This window comes from Streptomyces sp. NPDC046727, assembly GCF_040645635.1.
Lineage (GTDB): Bacteria > Actinomycetota > Actinomycetes > Streptomycetales > Streptomycetaceae > Streptomyces.
Window position 1 is genome coordinate 127,759 of record NZ_JBEYYR010000014.1, and the last position, 11,298, is coordinate 139,056.

Annotated in this window: 11 protein-coding genes; 9 read left to right on the forward strand and 2 right to left on the reverse strand. The window is 70.8% G+C overall.

The window, feature by feature from the left end; translation table 11 throughout:
* Window positions 1–31 precede the first annotated feature (31 nt).
* The 6 genes from ABZ937_RS19635 (at window position 32) to ABZ937_RS19660 (ending at window position 6,465) form a co-directional block, all read left to right on the forward strand.
* Window positions 32–1,075 (forward strand): methyltransferase, encoded by a 1,044-nt coding sequence (locus ABZ937_RS19635; protein ID WP_361693413.1) that lies wholly within the window; start codon window positions 32–34, stop codon window positions 1,073–1,075.
* A gap of 191 nt (window positions 1,076–1,266) precedes the next feature.
* On the forward strand, window positions 1,267–1,923 hold the full coding sequence (locus tag ABZ937_RS19640) for an NAD(P)H-dependent oxidoreductase (RefSeq protein WP_361693415.1): 657 nt from the start codon (window positions 1,267–1,269) through the stop codon (window positions 1,921–1,923).
* A gap of 72 nt (window positions 1,924–1,995) precedes the next feature.
* On the forward strand, window positions 1,996–3,264 hold the full coding sequence (locus ABZ937_RS19645) for a beta-ketoacyl-[acyl-carrier-protein] synthase family protein (RefSeq protein WP_361693417.1): 1,269 nt from the start codon (window positions 1,996–1,998) through the stop codon (window positions 3,262–3,264).
* Window positions 3,261–4,478 (forward strand): ketosynthase chain-length factor, encoded by a 1,218-nt coding sequence (locus ABZ937_RS19650; RefSeq protein ID WP_361693419.1) that lies wholly within the window; start codon window positions 3,261–3,263, stop codon window positions 4,476–4,478. The genes ABZ937_RS19645 and ABZ937_RS19650 overlap by 4 nt, the downstream gene beginning before the upstream one ends.
* Before the next feature lie 86 nt (window positions 4,479–4,564).
* Complete coding sequence (locus tag ABZ937_RS19655; RefSeq protein WP_361693421.1) at window positions 4,565–6,187, forward strand: acyl-CoA carboxylase subunit beta; 1,623 nt, start codon at window positions 4,565–4,567, stop codon at window positions 6,185–6,187.
* 2 nt (window positions 6,188–6,189) lie between these two features.
* Window positions 6,190–6,465, forward strand: a complete 276-nt coding sequence (locus tag ABZ937_RS19660; RefSeq protein ID WP_361693423.1) for a hypothetical protein — start codon at window positions 6,190–6,192, stop codon at window positions 6,463–6,465.
* A gap of 70 nt (window positions 6,466–6,535) precedes the next feature.
* Here the strand turns inward: ABZ937_RS19660 and ABZ937_RS19665 are convergent, their stop codons facing one another.
* Window positions 6,536–7,453, reverse strand: a complete 918-nt coding sequence (locus ABZ937_RS19665; protein ID WP_361693425.1) for an MBL fold metallo-hydrolase — start codon at window positions 7,451–7,453, stop codon at window positions 6,536–6,538.
* Between the two features lie 180 nt (window positions 7,454–7,633).
* Between ABZ937_RS19665 and ABZ937_RS19670 the strand changes: the two genes are divergently transcribed.
* Window positions 7,634–8,074, forward strand: a complete 441-nt coding sequence (locus tag ABZ937_RS19670; protein WP_361693427.1) for a nuclear transport factor 2 family protein — start codon at window positions 7,634–7,636, stop codon at window positions 8,072–8,074.
* Window positions 8,075–8,088: 14 nt separating this feature from the next.
* A complete protein-coding gene (gene rfbA / locus ABZ937_RS19675; protein ID WP_361693429.1) occupies window positions 8,089–9,006 on the forward strand; it encodes a glucose-1-phosphate thymidylyltransferase RfbA in 918 nt (305 codons plus the stop codon).
* Window positions 9,007–9,093: 87 nt separating this feature from the next.
* Here the strand turns inward: rfbA and ABZ937_RS19680 are convergent, their stop codons facing one another.
* Window positions 9,094–10,080 (reverse strand): ketoacyl-ACP synthase III family protein, encoded by a 987-nt coding sequence (locus tag ABZ937_RS19680; protein WP_361693431.1) that lies wholly within the window; start codon window positions 10,078–10,080, stop codon window positions 9,094–9,096.
* A 209-nt stretch (window positions 10,081–10,289) separates the two neighbouring features.
* Here ABZ937_RS19680 and ABZ937_RS19685 point away from each other — a divergent pair, with 209 nt between their 5' ends.
* The gene (locus ABZ937_RS19685; protein WP_361693433.1) at window positions 10,290–11,285 is read left to right on the forward strand and encodes an acyltransferase domain-containing protein; all 996 of its coding nucleotides are present in this window, start codon (window positions 10,290–10,292) and stop codon (window positions 11,283–11,285) included.
* The last annotated feature ends 13 nt before the right edge of the window (window positions 11,286–11,298 follow it).

Consider the following 11,298-nt stretch of genomic DNA (forward strand, 5'->3'; position numbering starts at 1 on the left):
AACGACCGGCACGATTGGAGCAGAGAGAGCCATGACCACTGCCGCACTTCCCTCCCTGGAAGCCCGGGTGAAGCTCTACCAGATCGGCATGGGCTTCGCGGCCCTGCAGTTCGTCCAGGCGGCCATCGACCTGAAGGTGGCCGACGCGCTGGACGACGAGCCGCTCGGCGCCGAGGAGCTGGCGAAGACCGTCGGCGCGGACCCGGACGCGCTCGGGCGGCTGCTGCGCGCACTGTCCTGCCAGGGGTTCTTCGAGGCCGTCGAGGACGGCCGGTTCCGCCACACCGAGCTGTCGCGGATGATCCGTCAGGACTCGCCCTGGGGCGCCCCCGATGTCATCCGCTTCGGGTGGCTGCACGTCCCGGTCTCGGTGCTGCACCACACCGCGGAGGCCGTGCGCACCGGCGAGGCGGCCTTCCCCAAGGTCTTCGGCACCCAGGCGCAGAGCTACTTCGTCAACGACGACCCCGAGGCCGGCGCGATCTTCAACCGGGCGATGACCGCCAACACCATCCTGCTCAACAACGCCCCCGCCCTGGTGGCCGCGCTGGCCCCGAGCCCCGGCGAGACGGTCATGGACGTGGGCGGCGGCCAGGGGCAGCTGCTGCTGGGGCTGCTGGAGGCGCACCCCGGCATCCGCGGTGTGCTGCTCGAGCTGGAGCAGGTGCTGCCCAGCGTCGACGGACAGCTGCGGGCGGGCGGTGCCCTGGCCGAACGCGTCGAACTGCTCGCCGGGGACTGCCGCGAGTCCGTGCCCGGTGGCGCGGACACCTATCTGTACAAGCACATGATGTACATGTGGGACGACGACACCGTCGTCAAGATCCTGCGGAACACCGCGCGGGCCGCGGCCTCGGGCGCCCGTGTGGTGGTCGTCGACATGCTGCTGGGCGGCGACAGCCCGTTCGAGGAGATCTGCACCGCCGTGGATCTGCTGATGGTGCTCATGGGCGGCGGGAAACGGCGCAGCGTCGACCAGTTCGCCGCGCTGTTCGAGCAGGCGGGCCTGGTCTACCAGGGCGTGCGGAGCATCGAGGGCGACCAGTCGGTGCTGCTGACCGCGCTCGTCCCGTAGGAGCGCGCAGCGTCCGAGAACACCGGAGAACACCGGAGCACAGGGGTGGGAATGCCGTGGGCATCCCGCCCCTGACGCATGCCGGGGCGCGGGCGCCGCTTGAGGCGGGGTCCGCCGCGACACGAGCGAGCTGACCGACCGTGGCGTGAACGGGCCCATGCCACGGTCCGCAGACCTTTCGGGAGACAGCCATGCCGCACTTGCTGCACATCGACTCCTCCGCCATGTCCCAGGGTTCGGTCTCCAGGGAACTGGCCAAGACCTTCCGCCGGGCGTGGCAGGAGGAGAACCCGGACGGCGTCGTCACCTACCGGGACCTGGGCGCCGTGCCCGTGCCGCCGCTCACCGAGGCAGGGGTCACCGCCGGCTTCACCCCGCCGGCCGCGCACGACGAACGCCAGCGCGCCGCCATGCTGCTGCGCGACGAACTCGTCGAGGAACTGCTGGCCGCCGACACGCTGCTGGTGAGCACCCCGATGTACAACTGGTCCATCCCCTCCACGCTCAAGGCGTGGCTCGACCAGGTCCTGGTCAACGACCGCACGATCACCTTCGACGGCACCCCCGGCCCGCTGGCCGGCCGCCCCGCGACCGTCGTCGCCAGCTACGGCGGCGGGTACACACCGGGTAGCCCCATGGAGAAGGCCAACCACTGCGGCCCGTACCTGGAGACCGTGTTCGGTACCGGTCTCGGCCTGCGGATCGAGGTCATCGCCGCCCAGCTCTCGCTGGCCCCGCGGGTGCCCGGGATGGCCGATCTCGTGCCGCTCGCCGAGAAGTCCCTCGCCATGGCGCACCAGGCGGCCGAGAAGCGAGCCCGTGAGGTCTCCGCCGCGCCGGTGCGGTGATTGTCAAGTCAGTCACGAGCCAGGCGGCGCATTGTCACACAAATCAACCCACACTGATCCAGGAGGCCATCGGTGTCCCGTCGCGCTGTGATCACTGGGCTCGGCGTCATTTCGCCAGGTGCCATAGGTGTCAAGGAATATTGGAGCCTACTTGCCGAGGGCAGGACGGCGACCCGGGCGATCTCCCACTTCGATCCCTCGCCCTACCGCTCCCGCATGGCGGGGGAGGTCGACTTCAATCCGACGAAGTCGGGTCTGACCCCGCAGGACGTGCGCCGCCTGGACCGCGCCGCGCAGTTCGCGGTGGTCGCGGGCCGGGAAGCGGTCACGGACGCGGGTCTGGAGTTCGACGCGCTGGACCCGACCCGGATCGGCGTCGCCCTCGGCTCCGCGGTCGGCTGCACCACCAGTCTGGAGCGGGAGTTCACCATCGGCAGTGACGGCGGCCGGCTCTGGGAGGTCGACCAGGGCTACACCGTCCCCCATCTGTACGACTACGTGAACCCCAGCTCGATGGCGGCCGAACTCGCCACGGACACGGGCGCGGAAGGACCGGTCACCCTGGTCTCGACCGGCTGCACCTCCGGCATCGACTCGGTGGGCTACGCGGCCCGGCTGATCGAGGAAGGCAGCGCCGATGTCGTCATCAGCGGGGGCACGGAGGCCCCGCTGTCGCCGATCACGGTGGTCTGCTTCGACGTGCTGCGCGCGAGCTCCACCCGCAACGACGACCCCGAGCACGCCTGCCGCCCCTTCGACAAGACGCGGGACGGCCTGGTGCTCGCCGAGGGCTGCGCGATCCTCGTCATCGAGGAGCTCGAACACGCACGGGCCCGCGGCGCGCAGATCTACGGCGAGGTCGCCGGATACGCCTCGCGTTGCAACGCGTACCACATGACCGGTCTGGAGGCCGAGGGCAAGGACATGGCCTCCGCCATCGAGGTGGCGATGGACCAGGCACGGGTCCTGCCCCCCTACATCGACTACATCAACGCGCACGGCTCGGGCACCAAGCAGAACGACCTGCACGAGACCGGCGCCTTCAAGCGCAGCCTCGGCGAGGACGCCTACACCACGCCGATCAGCGGCTTCAAATCGATGATCGGTCACTCGCTGGGGGCGATCGGCTCGCTGGAGATCGCCGGCTGCCTGCTCGCCATGCGCGAGGGACTGATCCCGCCGACGGCCAACCTCAACGAACCCGACCCGCAGTGCGACCTGGACTACGTGCCCAACGTGGCCCGTGAGAAGCGGCTCAACACCGTGCTGACCGTCGGCAGCGGCTTCGGTGGGTTCCAGAGCGCGATGATCCTGCGAAACGTACGAGGAGCGAAGCGATGACCAGGCGAGCAGTGGTGACCGGAATCGGCATCGCGGCGCCCAACGGGCTGGGCCCGACCGCGTACTGGCGCGCGCTGATGGCCGGCCAGTCCGGCATCCGCCGGGTGACCAAGTTCGACATCTCGAAGTACCGGCACAAACTCGGCGGCGAGATACCCGACTTCGCGCCCGACCGGCACCTGCAGGACCGGATCCTGCCGCAGTCCGACCACATCACCCGGTTGTCGCTGGTGGCCACCGACTGGGCGCTGCGCCAGGCCGGGGTGCGGGGCGGCGACGTGCCCACCGACGAGATGGGCGTGGTCACGGCGGCCTCCGGCGGCGGGTACGAGTTCGGCCAGCGCGAGCTGGCCAAGCTGCACCACCAGGGTCCGGAGTACGTCAGCGCCTACCAGTCGTTCGCGTGGTTCTACGCGGTCAACACGGGTCAGATATCCATCCGGCACAAGATGCACGGGCCCGGCGCCGTGGTGATCACCGAGCAGGCCGGCGGGATCGACGCGATCGGGCACGCCCGGCGGCAGCTGCGGGACGGCGCCAACCTCATGCTCACCGGCGGGATCGACAGCACGCTGTGCCCGTGGGCCTGGGTCGCCCACCAGGCCACCGGCCGGATCAGCCGCAGCTCCGACCCGCAGCGGGCCTACCTGCCCTTCGACGAGCGCGCGGGCGGCTATGTGCCCGGCGAGGGCGGCGCGATCATGGTGCTGGAGACACCGGAGAGCGCGAAGAAGCGGCCCGGCACCAACATCTACGGCGAGATCGCCGGATACGCCTCCACCTTCGACCCGCGCACGCCGGGCCGCCCGCCCGGCCTGCAGCGAGCTGTCGAGATGGCGCTGGGCGACGCCGGCATGGACGCCGCGGACATCGACGTCGTCTTCGCCGACGCGGTGGGGGAGCCCGAGCTGGACCAGGTAGAGGCAGAAGCGATCAAGGCGGTCTTCGGACCCCGGGGCGTCCCGGTCGCCGTGCCCAAGACCATGACCGGGCGGCTGTTCGCCGGCGGTGCCTCCCTCGACGTCGCCACGGCGCTGCTGTCGATGTTCTGGAGCGCCATCCCGCCCGCCGTCGGCGTCCGGGAGGCCGTGCCCGAGTACGAGCTGGACCTCGTGGTCGGCGAGCCCCGGCAGACGGCGGTGCGCTCGGCGCTGATCATCGCCCGGGGGCACGGAGGCTTCAACTCGGCGATGGTGGTGCGTCAGCTCCGCTGAGCCGCAGCTGCTGTGGCCGCCGCCGCAGCAGCGTCGCGGCCCCAGCCGCAGTCCGCCACCGCCATGTCGCAACGAAAGGGCTTTTCATGCTGACGCCAGTCACCGAGTCGCCCGGGAGCGCGATACTCCAGGGCGACCCCGAGGAGGCCGTCCAACGCGACGACCTGCGGACCCGTACCGAGGAGCTCACCCGGCTCAAGGCGGTGATCCGCGAGGGGCCGGGCGCGAACGCGACCGCCGCCCAGCGCGCCAAGGGGAAACTCACCGTCAGGGAACGCCTCGACCTGCTCTTCGACGAGGGAACGTTCGTCGAGATCGAGGCCTTCCGCAAGCACCGGGCGACCGCCTTCGGACTGGCGAACAAGCGCCCCCACACCGACGGGGTCGTCGTCGGCTGGGGGAAGGTCCACGGGCAGAAGGTCTTCGCCTACGCGCACGACTTCCGTATGTTCGGCGGCGCCCTGGGCGAGGCGCACGCCGCGAAGATCCACAAGCTGATGGACATGGCCGTCGCCGCCGGCGCCCCGCTGGTCAGCCTCTGCGACGGGGCGGGGGCCCGGATCCAGGAGGGTGTCACCGCGCTCGCCGGCTACGGCGGGATCTTCCGCCGCAACGCCCTGGCGTCCGGAGTCATCCCGCAGATCAGCGTGATCCTCGGGCCGTGCGCGGGCGGGGCCGCCTACTCGCCCGCGCTGACGGACTTCGTGTTCATGGTCCGGGACATGGCCCAGATGTTCATCACCGGCCCCGACGTGGTCCAGGCCGTCACCGGCGAGCAGATCAGCATGAACGGCCTCGGCGGGGCGGACGTCCACGCCGGTGTCTCCGGCGTCTCGTCGTTCGTCTACGACGACGAGTACACGTGCATCGCCGACGTCCGGTACCTGCTGTCGCTGCTCCCCGCCAACAACCGGTCCCTGCCCCCGGTCGTCCCCTGCACGGACCCGGTGGACCGCAGGACCGACGCCCTGCTCGACCTCGTGCCGTCGGTGCCCACCCAGGCGTACGACATCCTCCGGGTGATCGAGGAGATCGTCGACGACGGCGAGTACTTCGAGGTGCAGCCGAACTGGGCCCGCAACATCGTCTGCGCGCTGGCGCGGATGGGCGGCCGGCTGGTCGGGGTGATCGCCAACCAGCCCCTGGTCTCGGCGGGGACCCTGGACATCGACGCGTCCGACAAGGGCGCGCGCTTCGTCCAGATGTGCGACTCCTTCAGCATCCCGCTGGTCACCCTGGTGGACGTGCCCGGCTTCCTGCCCGGCCGGGAGCAGGAGCACCAGGGGATCATCCGGCACGGGGCGAAGCTGCTCTACGCCTACTGCGTCGCCACCGTCCCCCGCGTCCAGCTGATCCTGCGCAAGGCCTACGGCGGTGCCTGGATCGTCATGGACTCGCGGTCCATCGGGACCGACCTGTCCCTGGCCTGGCCCACCAACGAGATCGCGGTGATGGGCGCCGAGGGCGCGGCGAACGTCATCTTCCGCCGGGAGATCGCGGCGTCGAGCGATCCGGAGGAGACGCGGGAGCGGTGCATCCGTTCCTACCGCGAGGAGCTGATGCACCCCTACTACGCGGCCGAGCACGGGCTGGTCGACGACATCATCGACCCCGCGCACACCCGCGAGACCCTCATCCGGGCGCTGGAGATGCTGGAGGGCAAACGCGCCTCCCTGGCAGCGCGCAAGCACGGCAACCCCCCGATGTAGCCATGACCGCGGACCCGTTGTTCACGATCCGCTCCGGGCGGCCGACCGAGCACGAGATCGCCGTCCTCACCGTCGCGCTGCTGACATGCCTGCACCGGTCCGCCGCGGATCCGTCCGCGGTGGCCGGCCCGGCACACCACATCCGTCCGGACGCGCCGGCGGGGGCCGGCTGGGCGGACTGGCCCAGCTCGCACCAGCCCGCCGCCACCGGCTGGGGGCACCGGCCCGACCCGGAGTCGCCCGCGGCGGCCGGCTGGCCGGAGTGGCCGGACCTGTAGTGCCGGCAGCAGAACCGGACAGGGGGTGTGACGCGAGTGCGTCACACCCCCTGTGCCGACAGGCCGTCACTCAGGCACGGCACACCGGGAGACCCCCGTGGAACTGCACCATCTCCCCGAAGGCCATGGCCACGTCTATCGGCGCACCCGGTACCGCTCCGGCGAGCTCGGCGTAGGAGCGGTGCAGGTTCCCGACGATGCGCTCGGCGTCGAGGAGCCCGGCCCACGCGCCCAGGTCGGCGGCCCGGGCCGTCTCCAGCGCCGACCGTCCGGCCCGCAGCCCCGAGTCCGCCACCTCCACCAGCCAGTTCAGGTAGGACGCGGTCTCGTCCAGCAGCTCCGCACCGCCGACCGGCCCGTGACCGGGCACCACCGTCTCCGGCCCCAGCGCGCGCAGCCGCTCGATCGCCTCCAGCGAGCCGGTGACCGAGCCCATCAGGCAGAACGGAGTGCTCCCGGACCACACGACGTCCCCGGTGAACAGGACGCCGTCGTCGGGCAGCCACACCACCGTGTCGCCGGTGGTGTGGGCGGCTCCGGGGTGCAGCAGGGCGATGCGCCGGCCGCCCGAGTGGACGGCGGCCTCGTCGCCGCTGTAGGTCACGTCGGCTCCGAGAACCGGCGTCTCCCCCCACTCCACGTCCGGCCACAACCCGCGCAGCCCCGGGCCCGCGGCGATCTGGTCACGGGCGCAGTTCTCATGGGCGATGATCGTCGCCCGCGGCTTGAAGTAGGAGTTGCCGAAGGTGTGGTCGCCGTGGAAGTGCGTGTTGACCAGGAAGTCCGGCCCGGCAGGCGCCAGCGCGCCCACCGCTTCGGCCAGGACGCGGGTACGGCGTTCGGTGGCGGCCGTGTCGACCAGCACCGCGCACTCCCCGTCGAGGATCAGGCCGGCGTTGTTCAGGCACCACCCGCCGTCGGGCTGAATCCACGCGTAGACCGACGGGGCGACCTCTCGCATTTCCGACCGGACCTGTTGAAGCGTCATTCCCGAACTCCATTCCCGGGGCCATTTTGTCGGCAAGGATCACCTGAGCGGCACGAGCCTCACTAGAATTCCGGAAGACACGGTCGGGGAATGTGTGGTGCACCGAGAATCCAGTCGATTTCCAGCTGCCCGGACAACGCTTCCTCAGGAAGAAAACTCATGCCTGAGGAGGAGTACATCGTGGCTACGCAGACCGCCGAGCGGCAGAAGGTGACGGCCGAGGAGTACGTGGAGATCCTCGGTTTCTACGCCCGACAGTGCCGCCTGATGGACGCCCTGAAGATCGACGAGTTCGCCGACACCTTCACCGAGGACGGCGTCATCGACCACGCGCACCGAGGGGAGCGCCTCGCCGGCCGCGAGGCGATGGTCACGGCGATGCGGGCCGCGCTCCCGCGGTACAGGTCGGTCGTGCCGCGGCACTGGTTCGACCACTACCTGATCGAGAGGACCGAGGACGGCTGGCGGGTGGACTACGTCTGCCTGGTCACGCGGACCGACGCCACCGGGAAGGTGGACTTCGAGCCGACCTTCACCGTGGTGGACGAGCTGGTGCGCACCGGGACCGGTGAGATCCGGACCCGGGAGCGCGTCATCGACCAGGACCGTCCGGCTTCCTGAGGCCGAGGACCACGATGAAGGGGATAGTCCTCGCCGGAGGCACGGGGACCCGGCTGCATCCGATCACTCTGGCCGTGTCGAAACAGCTCCTCCCCGTCAGTGACAAGCCGATGATCTACTACCCGTTGTCGGTGCTCATGCTGGCCGACATCCGGGAGATCCTCGTCATCACCACGCCCACCGACATGCCGTACTTCCAGCGGCTGCTCGGCGACGGCTCGCGGCTGGGCCTCTCGCTCAGCTACGCCGCGCAGGAGAAGCCCGCCGGCCTGGCGCAGGCGTTCACCATCGGGGCCGACTTCATCGGCGCCGACCCCGTCGCCCTGGTGCTGGGGGACAACATCTTCCACGGCTCGGGATTCCGGGAGCTGCTGCGCCGCAACGCCCGCGACGTGGACGGCTGCGTCCTCTTCGGCTATCCGGTACCGGACCCCGAGCGGTACGGGGTCGGGGTGACCGACGCCGAGGGGCGGCTGGTCTCGCTCGAGGAGAAGCCGGCCGAACCGAAGTCCGACCGGGCGATCACCGGCCTGTACTTCTACGACAACGACGTCGTGGACGTGGCCAAGAACCTGAGCCCGTCGCCGCGTGGCGAACTGGAGATCACCGACGTCAACCGGTGGTACCTGGAACGCGGCAAGGCCAAGCTGATCGAGCTCGGCCGGGGCTTCGCCTGGCTCGACACGGGCACCCCCGAGGCGCTGCTCAAGGCCGGCATCTATGTGCAGGCCATGGAGGAGCGCATGGGGGTGCGCATCGCCTGTCTGGAGGAGGTCGCGCTGCAGATGGGCTTCATCGACGCCGAGACGTGCCGCCGGCTGGGCGAGGACATGTCCAAGTCGCCGTACGGCCAGTACGTGATGGAGGTCGCCGACGAAGCCGTCGGTGTCGGCTACCGCCGTCGGCTCGTCGGCACGAAGCGAGGCGGTTGACCTCGGCGCACCGAGGTCGCCGCGGACGTGGCGTCCGGCACGCAAGCCCCAGAGGGACACCCCTCTGGGGCTTGCGTGCCGGGCCCCTCACGCCGCGGTCAGGATCTCCAGGACGGCCACCGTCCAGGCGAAGCCGCCGCCCGCGCTGACCAGCGCGCCCGTCTGGCCCGGGCGCAGGGCACCGGTCCGCGTCAGATGGGCGAGCCCGGCGAACATGTCGCCCGCGCCGAGGTGGCCGACCCCCGAGCCCCAGGGCCACGTGGTCCGCTCCGGATCGAGGTCCAGCGCCGAGAAGAACTGGAAGTCCATCTTCGCGCGGCCGAGGTGGGGCAGCACCGTCCAGTCGAGGTCCTCCTGCTTCGCGTCCGCCTCGAGCAGGGCCTGTTCGAAAGCCGCCCGCTGTCCGGTGTGCAGCCGGTCGATCAGCTCCGACATGCCCATCTCCTTCACCAGGCGGGCGCGGGGCTCCTCCACGCTGATCGGGGTCCTGGTCTCCAGCGGGGTCGTGGCGAAGGGATCGTCGCCCCGCCCCATCTTCTCCAGGGTCGGGTCGGACACCGTCACCAGACTGCGGAGCAGCGCGAAACCGCCCGCCGTGGACAGCACGATCGCGGTGCCGCCGTCCCCGAGCACGGTCCCCGGGTCCGTGGTCCACCGGTCGATCCCCGGCAGGCAGAACCGGTCGCCGGTCGTCACGAGGGCACTGTGGCGGCGGGCGTCCGCGCGCAGATAGGCCACCGCGAGCTCCAGGGCGGCCATCCCGCCGTTGGACAGCTGCTCGACGGCCAGCGACAGGCACGAGTTGCCGACGGCCTCGCGCTGCACGTACGAGGCGGGCGCCCACAGGTCGTACCCCTGGAAGTAGCTGCTGGCGTGCAGGACCAGGTCAATGTCATGGGGCGCGGCGTCCGCGTGGCGCAGTGCCTCCCGTGCGGCCCTGACCGCCATCTGCGGACCGGCCTCCGAGCCGACGCACACCGACCGCATCCGGGTGCGCCGCACGGTCCATTCGTCGGTCAGCCCCTGCCGGACCGCCTCCTCGGCCGGCATGGCCGGCGGCAGATGAAGTCCCACCCCGGAAACGAATACCTCTTTTTCTGGCACCACTTTTCCCCTCCACCCGACGGCATTCAGCCGTCGAGCCTGCCCGGTACCGCTCGGGGGTGGCTCAAATCCAGACGGAGCCGGATCTTGTTCCCGGTTCTCGATCGGGGCTCAGGTGAACGTCGAATCCCCTGACTCATATTGCGGCAGCGAGGAAAGACGGAAAGGACGGCAACCGGATGTCGCTCACAGCGCAACAGCCGCATCTGCCGGTCGCACTCGTCTTCCCCGGCCAGGGTGCGCAGTACCCACGCATGGCCGCGGGTCTGTACGAGCACGACTCGACGTTCACCTTCTGGATGGACGAGGCGTTCCGGCTCCTGGGACAGGACGGTCCGCGGCTACGGCGGGAATGGCTCGCCGAGGTGCCGTCGGCGGAGTACGACGACGTGACGGTGGCCCAGCCGTTGCTCTACGCCGTGAACCACGCCCTGGGGCGGATGGTGCTCGGCTGGGGCGTGCGCCCGGCGGCGCTGCTCGGGCACAGCGTCGGGGAGTTCGCCGCGGCGACCCTGGCCGGGATTCTCGGTTTCGACGACGGCGTACGCCTGATGCGTGAGCGGGTCGTGCACTTCGCCGACACCCCGCCCGGCGGGATGCTGGCCGTCGCGGCGACCACCGACGACGTCGCCGACCTGCTCGGCGAGGAGGTGCACCTGGCCGCGGTGAACGCCACCCGCCAGCTCCTGCTCGCCGGGGAGCGCGAACCCCTGGACCGGGCGGCCCGGGAGCTGGACGGACGGGGTGTCATCTGCCGCCAGGTGCTGGCCCGGCAGGCCTTCCACAGCCCCGCGGTCGACGACGCCGTACGCGCGACCCTGCCCGGGTTCCGCGCGGTGCCGTGGCGACGGCCGGACTTCCCCTTCTACTCCGCCTACACGCGAGGCCTGCTCGCCGAGAAGGAAGCGCTGGACCCCGACTTCTGGGCCTGGCAGGCAGCCCGCACCGTGTACTTCGCACCGGCGCTCACCGCCCTGCTCGCCGCGCACGACTGCCTGCTGCTGGAGGCCGGTCCGGGCGACGGCCTCAGCCGGCTGGCCCGCCGCCAGCCCCGGGTCATCGCCAAGCGCAGCTTCGTCCAGCCACTGGTGCCGGGAGACCGCGACGACCGCGAGGCCGTCGACGAGGTGCGGCGCCGGCTCGCCCTGGTCGCCGCCGGAGACCGGCATGACTGACCCGGCCACCGAC